The sequence below is a fragment of the Maricaulis sp. genome (assembly GCF_034670125.1).
In the GTDB taxonomy this organism is placed as follows: Bacteria; Pseudomonadota; Alphaproteobacteria; order Caulobacterales; family Maricaulaceae; genus Maricaulis.
The window spans coordinates 309,450-330,467 of sequence record NZ_JAXMOC010000003.1 but is presented as its reverse complement, the minus strand read 5'-3'; the positions used below and the strand labels follow the sequence as shown (position 1 = coordinate 330,467).

Here is a 21,018-nt window from a genome sequence, read left to right as displayed (position 1 = left end):
TCAGACCTCGGGTTCGACCTCAACCACCTCGACCGCGCGACGGATGCCCGGATGATACCAGGCGATGATTGCCGCGAGGATGCTCAGAACCACCGCCACGTAGTAGGGCACCAGATGACCGAGCTGGTTGTACATGAACAGGCCGCCGACCGGGCCGATGATGAAGCCGAGGCCGGCGGTCGCGGTCGTCAGCCCGGCGACGCGGCCCTGTTCTTCCGGCTCCACGGCAATTGAGGCGCCGCCGACAAAGCCCGAGCGTGACAGGCCGAAGGCGAAGCTGATCAGGATGTAGGCGGTGACAATGCCGGCATAATTCGGCGCGATGATCATCAGGCCGAAACCGGCAATCGTGATCACCGCACCCATCGACATCAGCACCCGGGCACTGGCCTTCATGGCCGGGATCACCACCAATTGCGCGACAATCAGGGCACCGGCGCCGGCGGCGAGGGCAATGGCCGACATCTGCAGGCCCTCGGCCTCGTCCAGACCCAGCGAATCCATGATGAAGAAGGCCAGGGTCGACAGGCTCAGCGACTGGACGATCCAGGTCACGCAGCCATAACCGACAAAGGGGGCGATGCGCGGGTCGGCGGCAAAGGCGAATTGCTTGAACGGGTTGATCGGCCGGTTTTGCTGTTTCGGCGGGGATTGTTCGGGCAGTTTGAACCACACCGCGACGGCCCCCGCTGCGACAGTCGCCGAGATGATGACCATGAAGACCGGTACGCCGACCAGCTCGACCAGGGTCGCCGCCAGGGTCGGGCCGATGACGGCCCCCATGCCAAAGGCGGCGGTCAGGCCGGCCAGCGCTTCGGTGCGTTCCGCCGGCGAGGTCCGGTCGGCGACATAGGCCTGGGCAGCGGGATTGGTCGCCGACCCAAGCGAGCCGAACAGGCTGCGGGCCAGTGCCATGGCAAAGATCGCCGCCAGCGGTGGCACCCAGCCGCTCTCACCGGCCCAGGCGGCGCCGGCAAAAATCAGGGTCGAGCAGGCGAAAGCCGACAGGCCGAACACGATGAAGGGCTTGCGCCCGCGCCGGTCCGAGAGGGCGCCCCAGATCGGGGTCATGGTCATGAACAGGACCGCCGACACCGTATAGATCGCCCCGACCCAGTATTCCGGCACCGCCAGCCCGCGCGCCAGGGGCGGCAGAATGGCGAACAGCATGTTGTTGCCGATCCCGGTCGCCATCAGGCACAGGAAGAGCAGGCGGAACGCGCCGCGGCGCTCGGCCTGGCTGGATGGATTGGCCGGATCATAAAACGGTGTCATGACCGCAGATGTAGACCGGGTGCCTGCCCAGCGTCCAATCCCAAAGCCGAAAGGCGGCCATCCGGATTTGCGGTGGCACCGGGGTAAACAGCCATCTAACGCCCGTTCAACCGGACATTAAGCTTAACCCGCCATAGTGCGATCAAATCGGGTGGAACAACCGCCCGGCAGATGTGGTGGACGGGTAGATGTTTCAGATTATCGGCATAGTCGTCGTTTTCGTGATGGTGTTTGGCGGGTTCTCGCTCGCCGGCGGTCATTTCGACGTGATTTTGAAGGCCCTGCCCTTCGAGATGATGATGATTGGCGGCGCCGCCGTCGGTGCTTTCCTGATCGGCAACAAGCCGAAAACAGTGATCAAGACGCTGGGGGACATCTCCAAGGTCTTTACCGGCCCCAAATGGAAGGGGCAGGATTATACCGACCTGTTGTCATTGTTGTTCTTGCTAACCAAAACAATGAAGACAAAAGGGGTGATCGCGCTGGAAAGCCATATCGAAAACCCCACAGAGAGCTCCATCTTCACCCGCTTCCCCCGCATCATGAAGGACCATTTCGCGGTCGACTTCATCTGCGACACGCTGCGCATGATGACGATGAACCTGGAAGATCCGCACCAGGTCGAGGACGCGATGGAAAAACAGCTGGAAAAGCACCATCACGAAGCCGCCGACCCGGCCCACGCCATGCAGACCATGGCAGATGGCCTGCCGGCCCTGGGTATCGTCGCCGCCGTGCTGGGCGTCATCAAGACCATGGGCGCGATCGAAAGCCCGCCCGCCGTGCTGGGCGGTTATATCGGCGGCGCGCTGGTCGGGACGTTCCTCGGCGTGTTCATCGCCTACGGCTTTGTCGGCCCGTTCGCGGCCTACATGCAGGCCGTCTATGACGAGGAGCATTCCTTCTACAAGATCATCCAGGATGTGCTGGTCGCACACCTGCACGGCAATGCCGCCCAGATCTCGGTCGAGATCGGCCGCGGTGGCGTTCCTTCCAAGATGCAGCCCAGCTTCTCGGAGCTGGAGACCGCACTGGACGCAATTCCCGCCGAAGCGGCCTGATCCAAAAAGGCAGCAACCGGGTTCCTGGCGCGGGGTCGAAAGACCTCGCGCCATTGTTTTTGTGCAATCGCTCATTATCTCGGGGCTGGCAGTTCCGGAATTTGGGTCTAGAAGAGCGGCATGAAAATCAAGGACAGCGAAATTCTGATCGTTCCGGGGCTGGGCAATGCCTCGCCCTTCCATTGGCAGAGCCGGTGGGCGGACAAGATGTCCACGGCCCGACGGGTCGAGCAGGATGACTGGGAGCGTCCCGAGCGTGACGCCTGGACCGCGCGCCTGGTCGAAGCGGTCCAGCGCGCCGAAAAGCCGGTCATTCTGGTGGCGCACTCGGTCGGCGTCCTCACCGTCGCCCATGCCGCGCCGAAACTTGCCGGCAAGGTGGCGGGTGCCTTTCTGGTCGGTGCGTCCGATTGGGAGCGACCGGAACTCAAGGACAAGTTCGGCGATCACGGGTTCGACCCGGTTCCCCGCGATCCATTGGGCTTCCCGGCGCTGGTCCTGGCCAGTTCCAATGACCCGACCTGTGACATCGACAAGGCGGAAAGCTGGGCCCGCGACTGGGACGTCCGCTTCGGCAATGCCGGCGAGGCGGGCCATTTCGAGGCCGAGAGCGGCCATGGTCCGTGGCCGGAAGGCCTGATGGCCTTCGCCAAATTCACCCAGTCCCTGCACCCCCCCGCAGCATGACCCCGGACGGGCTCTATTGCGACCCGGCCGACCTCGACTGGTCGCAACCCAGCGGTCCGCGTGCCAGTGCCTATGGCGATGTCTATTTCTCGGCCGAAGACGGGCTGGAGGAGACGCGCGCCGTCTTCCTGCGCGGCTGCGGTCTGCCAGAAGCCTGGGCTGGACGCCGGCACTTTGTGGTTGGCGAGTTGGGGTTTGGCACCGGGCTGAATGCCCTCGCTCTTTGGGAGCTCTGGCGCCAGACGCGCCCGGTGGATGGCTGGCTGGACTTTGTCACCGTCGAAAAACACCCGCTTGATCGCGACGCCGCGGCCCGGGCCTTTGCCGCCTGGCCCGAACTGTCAGACCTCGCCGCGCGGCTGCTGGCGCAATGGCCGAGCCGTTTGCGGGGTCCGCAACGGCTGGTCTTTCCCGGGGACGGGTTCGCGATCACCATCTTCCAGGATGAGGTCGAGGCGGCGCTGTCGCAAATGACCCGACCGGTGGACGCCTGGTTCCTCGACGGGTTCGCGCCCGACCGGAACGCGGCAATGTGGTCGCAGGTAGTTTTCGACCGGTTGGGCGAACTGTCGGCTCCCGGCGCGCGGGTCGGGACATTCACGGTTGCCGGCTTTGTCCGGCGCGGCCTGGCGGAGGCCGGTTTCCAGGTCGCCAAGCGCCCCGGCTTCGGCCGCAAGCGCGAGCGGCTTGAAGCGGTCTGGCCGGGTCAAGCGGGGGACATCCCGGCCGGCAGGGTGGACGGGCCCGTGGCTGTGCTGGGCGCGGGGATCGCCGGAGCCAGTCTCCTGCATGCCTTGCGCGGGCGCGGGGTCGAGGTGGTTCTCATTGACAGCGTCGGTGTGGCCACCGGGGCTTCCGGCGCGCCGGCCGGGTTGCTGACGCCGCGCCTCGAGAAGGCCGACAGGCCGCATGTCCGGGCAACCCTGGCGGCCTTCGACTATGCCCGTCGCCTGTATGACGGTCGGCCCGGTTTTCATGCCGAACCTGTCTGTCGGCTGCCCAAGGACCAGCGGGAAGCCGAACGTTTCGCGCTCCTCGCCGACTGGATGCCCGATCATCTCGACTGGACGGGTGAGGCATTGATGATGCTGACGGCCGGTCGCTTCGTACCGCAAAAACTGGTCGCTGACCTCATCGGACCGACCGAGTGTCATCCCGTCCGGATTGTCCGGTCTGAACCGCTGGACGGCGGTGTCGGCCTGTATGACGCGGACGGTCGGTGCCGTTTCGAGGTTGGCCACCTTGTGGTCGCTGCCGGCTGCGGCGCGCAGGACTTCTATCCCGAGCTTCAGGCCAGCGCCGGACAATTGGCGGTGTTCGACGGAAGGCCACCGGAGCGACCTGCAGCATGGGGGCATTACGCGTGCGCCGCGCCGGGCGGTGTGCTGGTCGGTGCGACCCATGAGCGGGGTGACCAGGTGGGTCCGGAAGACGAGGCCGAGGCCGGCTTCCGGGCATCGGTCGCCGACCATCTCCCGGGTCTGGCTCTGGGTGCAGTCCGGGAACGTTGGCAGGGTGTGCGCGGCACAACGCCGGACCGGCTACCGGTCGTGGGTGACCTTGCAGGACAAACCTCGATCCTCGCCGGGCTTGGATCACGCGGATTCGCGCATGCGCCGCTGCTGGCCGAAGATCTGGCCAGCGAACTCACGGGTGGTGTGGCGGCATTGGCATCAACGGCGCGCGACGCTCTTGCGCCCGGACGGTTTGCGGAACGCCGGTTGCGGCGAGCCGGTCAGAGCCCGGCCAGGTAGGTCGGCCGGTTGACCGTCGCGATGCGCAGGGATGCGATCGGGCAGTCAGTCCCCAAGCAAGCCGGGTCGATAGTGATGGCCAGCCCCTCGCTTCGCGATGCCTCGAGGGCGACCGGGCCGATTGTCACGGCAATGGCAGCGCCGGACGCATAAGGCAGGGTCAACGGCACGGCGACTGCGATTGCCAGGATCGCCGCGATGAATACCGGTCTGGCCGCCATGTCATGTCTCCTGTTCCACACGTCCCGCGCAGGGGTACGCCTCCTTGGATGCCGCCATGCCCACGTTTGGATGCAGCCCGGGGCGGCAATTTGCGGCGCGGGATTTGCACGGGACGCGGGCAAGCGCGCGAACTGACGCGTATCGAGACAAGGTGGTACTGAATGGTGATGGCTGTGGGAGAAGACGGTATCGACCGGCGTTCCGGTTCGCGACACGTGTGGTTCCTGAACTCTGCCTTTGACAAGATCGGCATGGATGTTGCCATGCGCCGGATCACAGAGCGTCCCGCCACCAGTCCGTTTGCCTTTGTCGTCACACCCAATGTTGATCACCTGGTCCGTCTCGAGACCGATACCGTGTTGGCAACGCTGTATGCCCAGGCCTGGCTGACCGTGTGCGACAGCCGTGTGCTGGAGCTGATCGGGCGGATCTCCGGGGAGACGATCGATGTGACGCCGGGCTCCGACCTGACCGAGCGATTGTTTGACGAGGCCATCGACCCGGATCAGCCGCTGACCATCATTGGCGGAACCAAGGCCGTCATCGAAGCCGTGACGGCCCGCTACAAACTGACCGATGTCCGTTGGCATGAGCCGCCCATGGGATTGCGTGACAACCGGGAAGCCGTTGAGGCCTGTGCCCGTTTTGTCGCTGAAAATCCGTCGCGTTTCACATTGTTTTGCGTCGGCTCTCCGCAACAGGAGATGATCGCCGAGGCTTGCCTGGACCGGGGTGATTGTACGGGGGTCGGGCTGTGCGTCGGCGCCTCGCTGGACTTTCTGGCCGGGACGGCCCGCCGGGCACCGGTCTGGATGCAGAGATTGCGGTTGGAATGGTTGCACCGTCTGGCCCAGGAACCGTCGCGGATGTGGCGTCGTTATCTCGTGGAGGGCCCGAAAGTCCTTTTGTTGTGGCGCCGGTGGCGCAAGACCCGCCGCTCCATGCGAAAGCTGGAGCTGGCGCTGGGATCGCCGGAGCGGGTCAAGGAGCGCAATCTTCATCTGCGCATCCGCAATCTCGAGCGCGAGCTCGCCGGCCGCGACTGATCCTGCAAGATTGCCTTTTGAACCGGCCCGACCTAGCGTCCGCGCCGTGATGGTTCCCTCACGGGAATAATAGGGAAGCTGGTCAGGCCTTGCGGCCAAGTCCAGCGCTGTTCCCGCAGCCGTAGGCGGTGAGCGGTGAGGCACTCAAGCCACTGGGGGCGACCCCGGGAAGGCGCTTCATTCGCACTGACCCGCAAGCCGGAAGACCTGCCGTCACTGTCGTCTGTCCGCTCGTGCGGGAGCTCACGAGACCGGCGCGGTGATACCCGTTTCTGACGACTCCTCTGCAACCCGCCGGAGGCCGCCCTGGCCTCGGGCGACAATGCTATGGAGACGTGGCACATGCGTACCAAAACCTGGCACCAGCTCTGGCTGGCGACCTCTTGTCTGGCGTTGACCTCCCCGCTCATCGCGCAATCCGCAGGCGATGAAGACGTTGTCTACGTGACGGCCGCGCGGATCGCGCTGCCGGCCGAGCAGGCCACATCGAGCATCACCCTGCTGGATTCTGACATGCTGGAAGCCCGTGGTGCGAGCTTTGCGGCCGACGCGCTGCGGGCTGTTCCCGGCCTGGCGATGTCCCGCTCGGGAGCGCCCGGTGCCCTGACCCAGATCCGGGCCCGCGGCTCGGAGGCCAATCATGTCCTGGTCCTGATCGACGGGGTTGAGGCCTCCAACCCGTTCACCGGCGAAGCGGATTTTTCGCACTATGTGTTTGACGATCTCGCATCGATCGAGGTGGCGCGCGGAGAGCAGTCTGCCTTGTGGGGTGCGGATGCGATCGGCGGCGTGATCCGTCTGAATTCGGCGAGACCGGGCGGTGGCTTCAGCGCCGGCGCGCGGATCGAGACGGGCAGTTTCGGAACGCAGCGCATGTCGCTGCGCGCCGGCACTGCGGCCGAGGGTCATTGGCTGTCAGCCAGCATCAGCGACTATCAGGGTGACGGCATCGACGTATCGGGTCTGAACGCAGAACGGGACGGCTATGACAACGTCACGACGGCTGTGTCCGGCGGCCTGACGATCAGTCCAGAATTGAGGCTTGAAGCCTCGGTGAGGCGGATTGAAAGCCGGAGCGAACATGACAGCGATACCGACTTTGACGGACGGCTGGACAATGCCGATCTGGGCACAGAAGGCGACACGGTCCTTGCCCGGGCAGCGCTGCTCGCCCGGCACGACTGGCGCGGCCTTCGTCTCAGTCATGAGACGGCACTGCAACTGACGGATGACACATCACAGACATTTTCGGCCGGCAACCGTACGGCCCGATCGTTCGGGCAAAGGCTGCAGGCGCACTATGAGATCACGGGCCACTGGGAGACCGGGCCGGTGCAACACCGACTGACCGGCCTGTTGGAACATGACCAGGACCGGCTGAAGTCGCATGCCGGTCCCGGCGCCGGTTCCAATCAATCCCGTCAGCTGTCAACCGACGCGCTGGCGCTTGACTACGGGCTCTCCCGGGGGCGTTGGGATCTGACCCTGTCGGCTCGTCGGGACGTCCACAGCCTGTTCGACGATTCCACGACCTGGCGCGCCGGCGTCGGCTGGGATGTCGAGCCGGTTGATGGTCGCCTGCGGGGCAATTTCGGCGCGGCAGTCAAGAATCCCGGCGTGTTCGAATTGTTCGGCTTCTTTCCCGCTTTCTTCGTCGGCAACCCGGCCCTGACACCGGAGCGCTCGCGTGGCTGGGAGGTGGCTTGGGACCAGACCTTGCTGGACGGATCGGCGCTGGTATCGGTCAGTTATTTCCGGTCTGAGCTGGAAGATGAAATCTACACCGACTTCTCGGTTTTCCCGGCGACAGCGCTGAATGCACCGACCCGCTCGACTCGCCGGGGTGTGGAAGTGTTTGGCAGCTGGGATATCGATCAGGACTGGTCGCTGTTCGGATCACTGACCGCCCTTGAAAGTGAGGAGAACGGTGTTGCCGAGATCCGGCGACCGGAGCGACTGGCTTCACTCACGCTGGCCTGGGTGCCAGCCGAAGGGCCGTTCTCCGCCGCGTTGACGCTCGATCACACAGGCGACCAGACCGACACCGATTTCGGCACGTTCCAGCCGGTGACGCTGGATGCCTACACCTTGGTCGGTGGCCAGCTTGGCTGGGATGTCCGTCCCGGGATCGAGATTTATGCGCGTGGGGATAACCTGCTCGACGAGGAGTATCAGGATGTCTTCGGATATCACACACCGGGTCGCGGCCTTTATGTCGGCCTGCGCTTCGATCACGGCTAGCCTGGCCCTTGCGGGGTTTGCGCAGGCACAGGAGGCGGCGCCGTCAACCAGTGTCGCCTCGGCCTCGTTGTGTGCCGACGCCTATGTGCTGGCGCTTGTCGACGCGGACAGGATAACGGCGCTCTCCTGGCAGGTCGATCAGCCGGTATCCTTGGCGCCGGCCTGGTCCAGGTCGCTTCCCAGGGCCTGGCCGGATGCAGCGAGGCTGCTCGCGCTGTCGCCGGCGCTGACGGTTTTCGCGGCCGGTGAGGGCGGGCGCACGGCGCGTTTGCTGGAGCGAGCCGATTATCGCGCGTTTGAGCTGGCCTGGACGGATGACTTCGCCGGCGTTCGCGACAGCCTTCGGTCCTTGGCCGAGGCGACCGGTGATGCGGGCCGGGCTGATGCCGTGATCGACGATCTTGATCAGCGCCTGGCGGCCCTTGCCGAACGCGCAGCGGCGCGCGCGCACACACCCCGAATCGCCTATCTTAGCGTATCGGGCGGATCGGCCGGAGTCGGTACCTATGTCGACGCCGCGATTTCCGCGGCGGGTGGAATCAATGCGGTCGCCGGGCAAGGCGCAGTCGGATGGACGCGGTCCGACCCGGAGTTCGCCTTGCGGCTGGATGTCGACATCCTGCTGACCAGTTTTTTCCTCGACGGGTATGCGAGCACCTACAACCGGGCCAGCCGGCACCGTGTTTACCGCCGTTTGCTGGACCACCCCGACCGGGTCGACATTCCGGCCGGACTGTGGCCCTGCGCCGGGCCTGGACTCATCGACGCGGCGGAAATGATCGCCGACGCCATCGACGCGTGGGAGGTCGGACAATGACCCCAGTGAGACTCAACCTTGTCCTCGTGGCCGCTTTGCTTGTCTGCGGTCTGGCAAGCGTGGTCATGGGCAGTGGCGCCGCCGGTCTGGCGGACCTTCTGGCCGGAGATGACGGGCTGGCGGGGCTTGTCCTGTGGGAGTTGCGCCTGCCGCGGGTCGTGCTGGGCGCCCTGGTCGGGGCGGGTCTGGGCGCATCCGGAGCTGTCCTGCAGGGCTTTTTCCGCAATCCGCTGGCCGACCCCGGCGTGATCGGTGTTTCGGCCAGCGCCGGGTTGGGCGCGGTCATTTCGCTGTATTTCGGATGGTCGGCGGCGTTCGCCCTGGCCCTGCCATTGGCGGGTGTTGTGGGCGCGGCCACGGGTGTGGCGGCGCTGTTTCTGATCGCAGGACGCGGTGCCGGCGCCACCACGCTGATCCTCGCCGGTATTGCCGTCAATGCGACAGCGGGAGCGTTTACCGCCTTGCTGATGAACCTTGCGCCCAACCCCTGGGCGCTGGCCGAGATCGCCTACTGGCTCATGGGTTCGCTCAATGATGCCAGCTGGACAGAAGTCGGTTTCGCGGCGCCGGTCATTCTTCCTGGCCTGCTTGTGCTGGCACCATTGGCCAGGAGTCTGGATGCGCTGGGCTTGGGCGAGGACACCGCCCGGTCGCTGGGGGTCGCCCTGGGTCGCGTGCGGCTGGCGGTCGTCGGCGGCACTGCGCTGGCGGTTGGTGGCGGCGTTGCCGTCGCCGGCGCGATCGGGTTTGTGGGGCTGGTCGTCCCGCACCTGTTGCGACCCTTGGTGCAACATCAACCCGGCGCGCTGATCCTGCCGTCGGCGCTTGGCGGCGCATTGCTGATCGTGCTGGCGGACCTCGCAACCCGCCTGTTGTCGGGCCCCGGAATACCACTCTATCTGGGTGTGTTGACGGCCTTGATCGGTGCGCCCTTCTTCCTGTGGTTGGTCCGTCAGACGCAAAGGATGGCGCCATGACCGGCATGACCCTTGACCGCGTCACCTATCGGCCCGGGCCGACCGACCTGTTCGTGCAGCTTTCCCTGACCCTGCAGGATGCCGGCCTGGTGGCGTTGGTGGGACCCAATGGTGCGGGCAAGTCCAGCCTTCTCAGAGTGCTTGCCGGCCTGGCGGTACCGGAGGGTGGCGATGTCCGGCATGACGGGCGTTCGCTGGTCAACCTGGATGACGCCGAACGGGCCCGGACGCTGGCTTATCTGCCGCCGGACGGACGGGCCAGCTGGCCGGTGTCCGTGCGCCGCCTGGTGGCCCTTGGCCGAATCCCGCACCTCAAGCCCCTGCGACGCGTCGGGCCAGACGATGAGGAGGCGATTGATGCCGCGCTCGAGCGTACCGCAACCCGGCACCTCGCCGACCGGCGTTTTGATACCCTGTCGTCCGGCGAAAAAGCCCGGGTCCTGCTGGCTCGCGCCCTGTCGGTGCAGGCCGGCACCATCCTGCTGGATGAACCCATGGCCGCGCTGGACGTACGGCACCAGCTGGCCGTTATGGAGATATTGCAGGCCGAAGCCCGCCGCGGGACGCTGGTCGTCGTGTCATTGCACGCGCTTGACCTGGCGGCGCGCCACGCCGACCGGGTGATTGTTCTCGATGCCGGCCAGATCGTGACCGATGGCGCGCCGGCGCTGGCGCTCGCGCCGCCCGTGCTGGCGGAGACCTTTGGTGTCGAGGCGCCGGACGGGTTGACGAGCGGCGGACTGCGATTGCCTAGCTGACGGTGATCGTCGGGGCCGGCTTGCCGACCATGTCGGCGGCGTCCAGCGCGGCCAGCGCCGCCTTGCGGAAAGCCTTGCCGACCGGCCCATCGTCCAGCGCGGCTGGCTGGCCGGCATCGGACCGCGCCCGCAATTCCGGATGCAGCGGGATGTCGCCGAGATAGGCGAGCCCGGCCCTTTCAGCCTCGGCGCGCACGCCTCCTTCACCAAAGATGTGGCTGCTTTCGCCGCAATGCGGGCACAGGAAAACACTCATGTTCTCGATCATGCCCAGCAGCGGCACATGGGTTTGTTCGAACAGGCTCATGGCCTTGCGGGCATCATCGAGGGCCAGGTCCTGCGGCGTGGAGACGATGACGGCCCCGTCTACCGGCAGGTCCTGGGCGATTGCCAGCTGCGCGTCGCCAGTGCCGGGCGGCATGTCGATGACAAGAACGTCCGGCTGGCCCCACTCGGTTTCCAGCATGAACTGGCGGATCGCGCCCTGCACCATCGGGCCGCGCCAGACCACAGCCGCGCCCGGCTTCACGACGAAGCCCATCGAAATCAGCTTCACGCCATGCGCCTCGACCGGCTGAACGCCGGCATCGGTCTTGCGCAGGCCGGGCACGTCGGTCAGGCCGAACAGGCGCGGAACGGACGGTCCGTAGATGTCGGCGTCCAGCAGGCCGACCTTCAGGCCTTCACGGGCCAGGGCGACGGCGAGATTGGCAGCAATGGTGGATTTGCCGACACCACCCTTGCCTGAAGCAACCGCGATGATCCGCTTGGCCGGTTTGGTGGCAGGGGGAGCGGTCTTGCGGGCTTGTTTGGAAGCCGGCGCCGGCTTGCCCTGGCCTTCGCGGTGCGCGGTCATGACAACCCGCACCCGATTGACGCCGTCGAGTGCGGAGACGGCCTCCTCGATTTTGGGCTGGAGGCGATCGAGATCGGGCGCGCCGGCGACGGGTGGCTTGACGATGATCGTGGCGGTATCACCCGCGACCCCGGCCGCCTCGATCCGCCCGGCGTCGATCAGGTCGCGGCCGGATTGTTGCTCGGCAATGGTTTTCAGGGCGTCGCGCAGTCGGTCGTCCATGACGGGTCTCCCAAGTCGTCAGGGAGACATAGCGATCCGGGTCGCGTCGCGGTAGGGCGCAGACGCAGTGCGCCAGGTCCGTTCAGGTCATCTGGACCGGTGTGTGCACGAACGGCCGGTGATACGCCAATGATGCCAGGAAATCCCCATCCTCCGAGCGATAGCGATCTTCCCATTCATCGGTCCGCGACGTGCCGACCCGCTCAATCGGGCTGGTCTTGCCGGCGGGCGTCTCGGACAGGCCGAGCACGTTGGAGAACAGGCGCACGGCGCGCTCGGGCCGGGTCGTGATGTCTTCGTAATAGAGGCGGACAGGTTCGATTCCGAGGCTCCCGAACTCGCGCTCCCATTTGAGTTCCTCGTCCTGCAGGAACTTGATCCAGCTGCGGATGGCCGGCGTGTCATAGAGGACAGCATCGCGCACCCGGCGGGCATCGTCATCAAGCTGGAAGGAGTGCAGCACGCCGGACTGGTGGGCGACATGCATGGAGATCGCCTGCCGCACGATATTGCGCCGACGCAGATAGAAATAGGCCCATGAGGGATCGAGAATCGATTGTCTGCCGGTCGCCTGGCGACCCCAGGAGAGATGGGCAAGGGCCAGCTCAATGCCGGTGATCCCGTTGGGCGACGCGTGGCGCGCCATGACGCGGCGAAACAGGGTGTCCCAATCGCCGGCACCGGTTTCACGGGCCTGTTCTTCTGCCAGCGCAACCGCCAGCCATTCATTGGGGAAGCCAAACCTGTCGGTTTCCTTGAGCAGATGCGCAAGGAATGTGCTGCCTGAGCGGGGCACGAGGCAGATTGCATACCGCTTCTTGATCTCGATCTGGTCAAGCGCCAGCGGGTCGCCACTGAGGTTGAACCCTTCCTTCGCCAGATAGTCGAACATTTCCGACATCGTATTGTAAGGAAGGCCAGCGGTCGCCGGGATCTGTGGCGTCCGGGCGTTGCTGCTGATGCTGGCAGTCGGCGGTGAGTTGGACGATGTCATGGCGACCTGAGACTTGATGGTGGGCGATACTGGGATTGAACCAGTGACCCCTTCGATGTCAACGAAGTGCTCTCCCGCTGAGCTAATCGCCCATCCGTCTCAAGAGAGCTGGGTTTCTAAACACAGCTTTCGCAGAGTGCAAGCCGTCTGTCGCACCCGATGACAGGAACATGGCACATGACCCTCTGCCCGGCCCGAATTGAGCGCCGTTCGGTCCTTGCCGGCAGGTTGCGGTGGTCTGAATGCGCTATGACTTTTTTGCAACAATTACGACAGAAATGCGGCAGCGCGGTGAGTCCTGCTTTCATCGCACTACTGCCTTCGACATAGTTGCAACAGGTAGGGTGATACCCGACCATCCCGAGATCTGCGCCAAAGCGGATCCGGGTGACACGTAACAAAGGGGTACAATCGTGAGCAATATTTGGGATCGTGAGCGTCTTCTGCGCTCAACCATCCTCGCTGGCTTTGCCGCCGTCGGTCTGACCATGTCGCCGGCTTACGCACAAGCACAGGACGAGGACGAAGACGAAGAAGCTGAAGAGTCCAGCGATGACACCATTGTCATCACCGGTTCTCGTATCCGCCGCGACGCTTTCAGCTCGCCGGCACCGCTTCAGGTTATCGACTCTGAGGAAATCCGCGACGCTGGTCTGATCGACGCCGCGCAAATTCTCCAGACGTCATCTGTGGCCCAGGGCGTTCAGCTCGACAACGCCATCGCCGGTGCCTTCGTCACCGACGCCGGCCCGGGTTCGAACACCATCACGCTGCGCGGTCTCAATCCGGACCAGACGCTGCTGCTGATCAATGGCCGTCGTGTCGCTCCGTCGGGCGTTGAAGGCGCTCCGTCGCTGCCGAACCTCGACATCATTCCGACCGATGCCATCGCGCGCGTCGACATCCTGCTGGATGGCGCGTCCTCGGTTTACGGTTCTGATGCCGTTGCCGGCGTGGTCAATGTCATTCTGAACGATTCGTTCGATGGCTTCCGCGTTGGTTTCGTGACGTCCACACCGGAAGAGTCCGGTGGTGGTTCGCACCGTTGGAACATGACGATGGGCGATTCTTCCGAGAATGGCCGTTTCATGTTCGCCATGGAATACTTCCACCAGCAGCGTCTGCAGGTTCAGGATCGTGACTACAACTACGATCCGACCGACGGCCTGTACTGCTCGCGCGATATCGAAATCGCGGCTGACGGCTCGCTGCTGTCCGAGTGTGAAGGTTCCATCATCAACCGGATCCGCGCATTCAACTACTATGTTGATGGCGCTCCGAACTTGGCGTCTTACTTCGCCAACCCGGGTCTGTTCTCGACCGACATGTACTCCACGCCGGGTACGTCGAACTTCGTGAACCCGATCCAGGGCTGGTCCACCGGTAACTCCGGGGATGAGCAGTATCGTTCGGGCTATCTCGACCAGGCCACGGACGTGATTCCGGACAGCCAGCGTTACTCCTTCCTGTTTACGGGCGATTACACGATCGACCGCATCCTGGGTCAGGAAAACGTGACGGTCTTCACCGAGCTGCTTCACACCAACTCGCAGACGACCTACCGTTCCGGTTACCACGGCCAGATCTTCCCGACCGTGGGCGCTTCCAACCCGTTCAACCCGTTCGGCTTCGATGTCGTTCCGATCTTCGCTTCGCCGATCGAACGTTCCAACATCGACGTGGAAACCCAGTACACCCGCTTCATGACGGGCGTTCAGGGTGATTGGAGCTTTGCTCCGTCCTGGTCGTACGAGATGTTCGCTGGTTACACCCGCTCGATGGGTTACTCGCGTCGTCCGCAGGTTGACGAAGACCGTCTGACCGCAACCATCGCCACGACCCGTGTCGAAGGCGGCCAGATCGTTTGTGGTTACGACAACTCCAACGTCACCCTGTTCGGCTTCCTGAACCCGGGCAATTGTGTGCCGGTCAACCTGTTCGCATCGTCGCTGTATCCCAATGACGGCGTGACCGGACCGCAGTTCAATACCCAGGAAGAGTATGACTTCCTGCGTATCGACCGCACGGCAACCACCACTGTTGACCAGCTCATCATGGGCGGTTTCACCACGGGTCCGCTCTTCGAGCTGCCGGCTGGTGAAGTGAATGCAGTGTTTGGTATCGAATGGCGTCGTGACTCGCTCGACTCCGGTACGGACACCGTGACCTCGCAGGGTCGTGCGGCTGGCTACTTCGCCGACCGTCGCTCTGTTGGCCAAGCGTCCCTGACCGAGTACTACGGCGAGCTTTCGGTTCCGCTCGTTTCCGGTGCAGCGTTTGCCGAGGACATCACGGTTGATCTCGCCGGTCGTCTTACCGACCACGAGTACTATGGTCAGAACTCGACCTACTCGGTTCGTGGTGCTTGGGTTGTCAATGACAGCCTGACCTTCAACGGTACCCTTGGTACGTCCTTCCGCGCTCCGAACCTTCGCGAGCTGTTCCTGGGCGGCCAGACCGGCTTTGCCTCGGGCTTCTCCGATCCGTGTGTGGTTCCGACGGCTGCCAACAACAGCGGCGTTTATGATCCGGCCAATGACGGTCGTGACGCCCAGGTGCTGGCGAACTGTTTCGCTGAAGGTGTCGATCCGACGGCCCTCGGCCTGAATGGCGTGTCCTCGATCGAGGCATTCCGTGCAGGTAACCCGGGCCTTGAGCCGGAAACGTCCGATGCATTCTCGATCGGTTTCGTTTTCGACCAGCCGTTCACCGATGCATTCGATGCGTCGCTGCGGGTCAGCTACTGGGGTATTGAAGTCCAGGACTCCATCGCGATCCCGGGCACGGCGTTCTCGCTGTCTCAGTGCTACAGCTCGACCAACTTCCCGAACGACCCGTTCTGTGCACGCCGTACGCGTGACACGAACACCGGCCAACTGCTGCTCGTTGACAACACACCGTTCAACGTGGCCACGCAGGAAGCTACCGGTTGGGACTTCAACGGTCGTTTCAACATGGACATCGATCTGTTCGGTGGCTTCAACTACGACATGAACGGTACGTTCACGAAGTCTGAAGAGATCCTGAGCCAGACCACGGCTGCTTCCGACACCAACAACTTCGTTGGTGACTGGGGTAACCCGGAATGGCGCGGTACCGTGAACAACCGCTTCGATTTTGGTGACTGGAACATCAACTGGCGCATCCGCTACCTGGGTGAGCAGGCTTCCATCTCCAACGTCGTGGGCGTCAACTACGGTGATCGTCTGCAGGCGGCTTCCGAGCTCGGTGGCGATGCCGTCGACAGCTGGGATGCGGTCTACTACCACGACCTTTCCACCAACTGGGAAATGGACACCTGGGGCATCACCGTCGGCATCAACAACCTGCTCGACGAAGACCCGGCGGTTGTTGACCAGAACGCGTCTGGCGCAACCCAGGGCTCGGGCAGTGAAGTGCTCGGCTCCGGTTACGACCTCCTCGGTCGTCGCCTCTACGTCAACGTCCGCAAGGCCTGGTAAGTCCCAGACCTTCGACGACAAGGATCGGGGCCGCCTTCGGGCGGCCCCTTTTCTTTGCGCGACGCCCGGTCGCAAAAAAACGCCGCCCGATCAGGCGGCGTTTTCTTTCAAGGCTCGCTGGGCAGCCTGGTCAGGCAGCCATCACCCGGGCCACCTCATCCACCAACTCGCGAAGGTGGAAGGGCTTGGACAGCACTTTCGCATTGGTCGGCGCGCCCGATCCCGGATTGAGCGCAACAGCTGCGAAGCCGGTGATGAACATGATTTTCAATGCCGGATCGATTTCAGCGGCCCGACGGGCCAGCTCGATGCCATCGACCCCGGGCATCACGATATCGGTCAGCAGCAGGTCAAACTGCGCCGGCTGTTCGCCGATCGCATCGAGGCCTTCCTCACCGTCGGAACACACCAGAACCTCATGCCCGGCACGCTTCAGCGCCTTGGCCAGGAAGTCGCGCATCGAGTCGTCGTCTTCCGCGAGAAGAATCTTTGCCATCTTGGTTCCCACCCTTGCGAATTCTCAAACTGACGGCATCCTACAGCCATCTGGTAAAAACGGCCTGAACGCGCTGCCATCCTTGACCGGCGGGGAGCAGCTGCCCAATCTCGACCGATGGTACCCACGATTCCCACCATTTGCGCGCCTCAAACAAATGCTGGCGACGGACCAGTGCAGCCGCAACGGGGTGACGGGGTCGTGCGGATCCGGCGGCCAGACGCCGGCCAGGCCCGCCCCGTCATTCTGGCGTCACCGCATTCCGGGCGTGATTATGACGCCGAATTGCGGGCGTCGACAAGGCTGCCTATCGAGATGTTGCGGCGTTCGGAGGACGCGTATGTCGATCAACTGGTTGAGTGTGCACCAGAATTTGGTGCCAGCCTGATCTGTGCCGAGTTTCCCCGGGTGTTTGTCGACGTCAATCGCGGCGCCGGCGAGGTGGATCCGGGCATGTTCTCCGACCGCATTCCGATCACCGATATCCAGCCTTCCCGCCGTGCTGTGTCCGGACTGGGTGTCATCCCCCGCATCGGTGCGGAGGGCCGGCCCCTCTATCGAGGTCGGATGCGGTTTGCGGAGGCTCGCGACCGACTGGACCGCTATTATCACCCTTACCACCAGGCACTTCTCACAGAAATTGCCGGGCTGAAGGCCCTGTTCGGACACGTTATCCTGGCCGACATGCACTCCATGCCCGCGTCCAGCGCCCGCGGCGCGGATATCGTCCTGGGTGACCGGTTCGGCACCTCTTGCCATGCAGCCGTGACCGACCGCGTCGAATCGATCTTCCGGGAGCTGGAACTCGTTACAGTTCGGAACAATCCTTATGCGGGAGGGCATACGACCGAACACTACGGGCGTCCCCATGAAGCCGTTCATGTGATCCAGATCGAGATCAATCGGGGTCTGTATCTGGATGAAAACCGGGTCAGGCTGACCGCAGATCACGCCAAGTTGACTGAAAAATTACGTCGATTTGTCAACGCGTTGACCGGAACTGACTGGTCTTCCTGCCTCTAGCCACATTCATGCCCATTTCAGGCGAAGACTGGAGGCTGCCTTCGCCCGGCACGCGCTTTGCTCTCCTGTGAGGTGTGCGTCTCATCCCGGCGCACTTTGAGACGCGAAGATTAGGCGGCGAGTAGTTATGACCAGTGATATCGACCTTCATGTAGGAAAACGTTTGCGCCGGCGACGCCGGCTTCTGGGCCTGACCCAGCAGCAACTGGCCGAGTCGGTCGGTATCCGTTTTCAGCAGATCCAGAAGTATGAGTGCGGCGCCAATCGCGTCAGCGCGAGCCGCCTGTTCGAGCTCGCCGAGTCGCTCGATGTGCCGGTCCAGTATTTCTACGAGGGCCTGTCCAAGCGCGACGAGGTCAATGGCGATGACACGCTGGCCGCGGATGTCCTCTCCCAGAAAGAAACCGTCGACCTAATCCGGGCCTATTACCGGCTCGGTGAACGTCCGCGCAAACGCCTTCTTGAACTGGCCAAGTCACTGGAACCGGAAGAAGCGGCAAACGACGCGGCCTGATCCTGGGTGGACTTGGCGCGAAGGCAACTGGCACCGGCTCGCCGCCCGTGCTAGGCGCCTTTGCATGTCAGAACATGATGACCCGTCCGATCTGAAAACCGCCCACGCCATGGCAGACGCGGCGCGAGCGGCCATAGCACCGTATTTTCGCACCGTCCTGGATGTCGACAACAAGCTGACGGCTGGTTTCGACCCCGTGACGGCGGCGGACAGGGCCTCCGAACAGGCCATGCGCGATGTATTGGCGTCAAGGGTTCCAACCGATGGCGTGCTGGGCGAAGAGTTCGGCCAAACAGACGGGCACGGTCGGCGACGCTGGGTCCTTGACCCCATCGACGGCACCCGCGCCTTTATTGCCGGCCTTCCCACCTGGACCGTACTGATTGCCCTTGAGGTGGACGGGCATCCACGGATCGGCCTGATTGACCAACCCCATATCGGTGAGCGCTTTGTCGGCTGGCCGGGCGGCGCTGCCTGCCATCGGGCCGGCGATGTCCGACCGCTGGCCGTATCGCGCTGTGACCGCCTCGACCAGGCCATCATGGCCAGCACGGATCCCTACCTGTTTGAAGGCGCCGAGCGGCGCGCATTCGAGACCGTGCGGGAAAAAGTCAGGCTGTGTCGTTTCGGGTTCGACGCCTATGCCTACGCCATGATCGCGACCGGCGGGGTTGATCTGGTGATCGAAAGTGGTCTCCAGATCTATGACGTGCAAGCTCTGATCCCCGTTGTGACCGGGGCTGGGGGAGTGGTTACGAACTGGTCCGGCGGCGACGCGTCCGCCGGTGGGCAGGTTGTTGCTGCCGCAACGCCCGAACTGCTTGAACAAGCGCTGCGGCTGCTCGCCGATGCTGCGGCTGTCGGTTAGCTGTCCAACAAGACCCGTCTTGGCATTTCCCCCAGCTCGATCCGAACCAGATTGCGCATTGACCGGTCCCGCGGACGCAACATGACCCGGTTCTCCTGAACCGTGAGCGGCGTGGTCGTTCCGTCCTCATGGACCGCGATGGCGGTGGGTGCGGGGCCGTCGAACTCGAACACCAGGGTCTTGAAGTTCGGCGCGAAAAGCGCCGCCACACCGGCAGCCCGCCGAATGGCGTGGTTGGCCTGGCCCAGGGCCAGACCGAGGTCGTCGGCAGAGTATTGCGGTCCGCCGGGCAAGGTCGCCTCAAACAGCAAGTTCAAGGACATGCCACCGCCTTCCTGATTGATCCAGACCGTCGGCTCTGCTTCCAGGTCCGACCGGTCCGGCAAGCGGGTGATCAGGCCGGTCTCATCGATCCCGAAGAGGATGGTCTCGCCATCGCGCTCAAACCACATCCGGATATCCTCAACCGCGATCCCGGTCTGTGAGGAGATCCGGTAAGCCAGCCGGAAATGGGATCGCTGGTCGGGGTCGAGCTCAAGATAGGTCGTGCGATGCGGGAAAAAGCGGGGCAGGGGACCGGCCTCGCGTTCGACCGGCTGCGCGAGGGCATCGGCCGAGACCAGCCCCGCCACCAGTGCGAGCGCGATCAGGACTGCGCGCATCATTCGCTTGCGGCCGGTTTGCGGAACAACAAGGTCATGCGGTCACTCTCGCCGATCGCGTCGTAGGCGTCCCTGTCGAAATCAGCGGCCAGCTCACTGTCGGCCGGCGGGCTGCGACGCACCGGCGGCAAGGTCCAGACACCAAGCGGATGATCCGCTGTATCGGCCGGATTGGCATTGATCTCTGATGCGCCAACGAATTCGAAACCGGCCTCTTCGGCCAGTGCGATGACATAGGCCTGCTGGACATATCCGCTCGGTGCGCCGGGATCCTGTTCCCGCGTGGACGGCAGGCGGTGTTCGACGACACCCAGTACGCCGCCGGGGCGCAGGACGGTGTGGAAATCGGCAAAGGCGCGCTCGGTGAAACCCCGGGACATCCAGTTGTGGATGTTGCGGAAGGTCAGGACGGTGTCCACGGAGCCGGCTTCAAGCGCGAGCTGCGTGTCACTGTTGAAGCTGACCGTCATCACATTTCCGAAGACGGCCGTGTCGGCCACGTGCGCGTCGAAGGAAGCCCGCGAGCGCTGACGGTACTGGCTGTCGGACTCCGGGTCGAAATGAGCGGCGACATACTGACCGCCATTGGCGTTCACCCAGGGGGCAATGATGTCGGTGTACCAACCGCCACCCGGCCAGATTTCAACAATGGTTCCGCTCGGGTCGACTTCGAAAAACTCAAGCGTTTCCTGCGGATTGCGCCATTGGTCACGCTCCCGGTCAGCGTCGCGCCAGTCTGCATTGATGACCTCTGCGAGGATTGTCAGGTCCGGTGCGACCGGACCTTCGGCGACGTCTGTGACGGCCGCGTCCGGACCGGACTCAACGAGCGCTTCCGTGTCAGGGGTCTCTGCTGTGTCGGCGGGTTCATTGCTGCAGGCGGCCAGAACGGCGGTACCGGCGAGAAGCGCGAGAAGGGAAGCATGACGCATATTGGAAACTCCTGGATGAGATGCGCAATTGGTACCCAAGGCCGGGGTTGTGCGCAAATCCTGATTGCGGGGGGTTGCAGCGGACAAAACGCCTACCCAAATAGTTCGGGCGGGTCGCCATTCGGGGCTCGCCTACCGTGCCAGGATCCGTC

19 protein-coding genes, 1 tRNA gene and 1 riboswitch are annotated in these 21,018 nt (G+C 63.9%); of the genes, 12 read left to right on the top strand and 8 right to left on the bottom strand.

Annotated elements, in window-relative coordinates; all coding sequences use genetic code 11:
• Positions 1-1,275: an MFS transporter gene (locus VOI18_RS07770; protein ID WP_323761830.1), complete on the bottom strand. Its 1,275-nt coding sequence runs from the start codon at positions 1,273-1,275 to the stop codon at positions 1-3.
• Positions 1,276-1,463: 188 nt separating this feature from the next.
• Between VOI18_RS07770 and motA the strand changes: the two genes are divergently transcribed.
• From motA to mnmD, 3 genes are all read left to right on the top strand, one after another.
• The gene (gene motA / locus VOI18_RS07765) at positions 1,464-2,336 is read left to right on the top strand and encodes a flagellar motor stator protein MotA (protein ID WP_323761829.1); all 873 of its coding nucleotides are present in this window, start codon (positions 1,464-1,466) and stop codon (positions 2,334-2,336) included.
• Between the two features lie 120 nt (positions 2,337-2,456).
• Positions 2,457-3,023 (top strand): alpha/beta hydrolase, encoded by a 567-nt coding sequence (locus VOI18_RS07760; RefSeq protein ID WP_323761828.1) that lies wholly within the window; start codon positions 2,457-2,459, stop codon positions 3,021-3,023.
• Positions 3,020-4,777, top strand: a complete 1,758-nt coding sequence (gene mnmD / locus VOI18_RS07755; RefSeq protein ID WP_323761827.1) for a tRNA (5-methylaminomethyl-2-thiouridine)(34)-methyltransferase MnmD — start codon at positions 3,020-3,022, stop codon at positions 4,775-4,777. Before VOI18_RS07760 ends, mnmD begins: the two co-directional genes overlap by 4 nt.
• Here the strand turns inward: mnmD and VOI18_RS07750 are convergent.
• Complete coding sequence (locus tag VOI18_RS07750) at positions 4,759-4,998, bottom strand: hypothetical protein (RefSeq protein ID WP_323761826.1); 240 nt, start codon at positions 4,996-4,998, stop codon at positions 4,759-4,761. The two genes, mnmD and VOI18_RS07750, sit on opposite strands and share 19 nt — an antisense overlap.
• Before the next feature lie 162 nt (positions 4,999-5,160).
• Between VOI18_RS07750 and VOI18_RS07745 the strand changes: the two genes are divergently transcribed.
• The 5 genes from VOI18_RS07745 (at position 5,161) to VOI18_RS07725 (ending at position 10,838) form a co-directional block, all read left to right on the top strand.
• Positions 5,161-6,045, top strand: coding sequence for a WecB/TagA/CpsF family glycosyltransferase (locus tag VOI18_RS07745; protein WP_323761825.1), 885 nt, complete (start codon positions 5,161-5,163; stop codon positions 6,043-6,045).
• Between the two features lie 33 nt (positions 6,046-6,078).
• A riboswitch (cobalamin riboswitch) is annotated at positions 6,079-6,275 on the top strand.
• A gap of 112 nt (positions 6,276-6,387) precedes the next feature.
• Entirely contained in the window at positions 6,388-8,286 is a 1,899-nt protein-coding gene (locus tag VOI18_RS07740; RefSeq protein WP_323761824.1) for a TonB-dependent receptor plug domain-containing protein, read from the top strand.
• On the top strand, positions 8,222-9,103 hold the full coding sequence (locus VOI18_RS07735) for an ABC transporter substrate-binding protein (RefSeq protein ID WP_323761823.1): 882 nt from the start codon (positions 8,222-8,224) through the stop codon (positions 9,101-9,103). Before VOI18_RS07740 ends, VOI18_RS07735 begins: the two co-directional genes overlap by 65 nt.
• Entirely contained in the window at positions 9,100-10,080 is a 981-nt protein-coding gene (locus VOI18_RS07730; protein WP_323761822.1) for an iron ABC transporter permease, read from the top strand. Before VOI18_RS07735 ends, VOI18_RS07730 begins: the two co-directional genes overlap by 4 nt.
• Complete coding sequence (locus VOI18_RS07725) at positions 10,077-10,838, top strand: ABC transporter ATP-binding protein (protein WP_323761821.1); 762 nt, start codon at positions 10,077-10,079, stop codon at positions 10,836-10,838. The genes VOI18_RS07730 and VOI18_RS07725 overlap by 4 nt, the downstream gene beginning before the upstream one ends.
• On the opposite strand, the gene VOI18_RS07720 is transcribed toward VOI18_RS07725, so the two are convergent.
• From VOI18_RS07720 to VOI18_RS07710, 3 genes are all read right to left on the bottom strand, one after another.
• Positions 10,831-11,916 (bottom strand): Mrp/NBP35 family ATP-binding protein, encoded by a 1,086-nt coding sequence (locus tag VOI18_RS07720; protein ID WP_323761820.1) that lies wholly within the window; start codon positions 11,914-11,916, stop codon positions 10,831-10,833. The two genes, VOI18_RS07725 and VOI18_RS07720, sit on opposite strands and share 8 nt — an antisense overlap.
• A gap of 82 nt (positions 11,917-11,998) precedes the next feature.
• On the bottom strand, positions 11,999-12,910 hold the full coding sequence (locus VOI18_RS07715; RefSeq protein WP_323761819.1) for a Stf0 family sulfotransferase: 912 nt from the start codon (positions 12,908-12,910) through the stop codon (positions 11,999-12,001).
• 17 nt (positions 12,911-12,927) lie between these two features.
• A tRNA-Val gene (locus VOI18_RS07710) sits at positions 12,928-13,002 on the bottom strand.
• A 321-nt stretch (positions 13,003-13,323) separates the two neighbouring features.
• On the opposite strand from VOI18_RS07710, the gene VOI18_RS07705 reads away from it, so the two are divergent.
• The gene (locus tag VOI18_RS07705; protein WP_323761818.1) at positions 13,324-16,371 is read left to right on the top strand and encodes a TonB-dependent receptor plug domain-containing protein; all 3,048 of its coding nucleotides are present in this window, start codon (positions 13,324-13,326) and stop codon (positions 16,369-16,371) included.
• A gap of 130 nt (positions 16,372-16,501) precedes the next feature.
• On the opposite strand, the gene cpdR is transcribed toward VOI18_RS07705, so the two are convergent.
• Positions 16,502-16,867: a cell cycle two-component system response regulator CpdR gene (gene cpdR, locus VOI18_RS07700; protein WP_075188630.1), complete on the bottom strand. Its 366-nt coding sequence runs from the start codon at positions 16,865-16,867 to the stop codon at positions 16,502-16,504.
• A 174-nt stretch (positions 16,868-17,041) separates the two neighbouring features.
• Between cpdR and VOI18_RS07695 the strand changes: the two genes are divergently transcribed.
• The 3 genes from VOI18_RS07695 to hisN all read left to right on the top strand — a co-directional run bounded on the left by VOI18_RS07695 (position 17,042) and on the right by hisN (position 19,272).
• On the top strand, positions 17,042-17,890 hold the full coding sequence (locus VOI18_RS07695; RefSeq protein WP_323761817.1) for an N-formylglutamate amidohydrolase: 849 nt from the start codon (positions 17,042-17,044) through the stop codon (positions 17,888-17,890).
• Between the two features lie 127 nt (positions 17,891-18,017).
• Positions 18,018-18,404, top strand: coding sequence for a helix-turn-helix domain-containing protein (locus VOI18_RS07690; protein ID WP_011644435.1), 387 nt, complete (start codon positions 18,018-18,020; stop codon positions 18,402-18,404).
• Between the two features lie 64 nt (positions 18,405-18,468).
• Positions 18,469-19,272, top strand: a complete 804-nt coding sequence (hisN, locus tag VOI18_RS07685; protein WP_323761816.1) for a histidinol-phosphatase — start codon at positions 18,469-18,471, stop codon at positions 19,270-19,272.
• On the opposite strand, the gene VOI18_RS07680 is transcribed toward hisN, so the two are convergent.
• Both VOI18_RS07680 and VOI18_RS07675 read right to left on the bottom strand, forming a co-directional pair.
• A complete protein-coding gene (locus VOI18_RS07680) occupies positions 19,269-19,937 on the bottom strand; it encodes a hypothetical protein (protein ID WP_323761815.1) in 669 nt (222 codons plus the stop codon). The genes hisN and VOI18_RS07680 overlap by 4 nt on opposite strands.
• A complete protein-coding gene (locus tag VOI18_RS07675) occupies positions 19,934-20,866 on the bottom strand; it encodes a class I SAM-dependent methyltransferase (RefSeq protein WP_323761814.1) in 933 nt (310 codons plus the stop codon). Before VOI18_RS07675 ends, VOI18_RS07680 begins: the two co-directional genes overlap by 4 nt.
• Positions 20,867-21,018 lie beyond the last annotated feature (152 nt).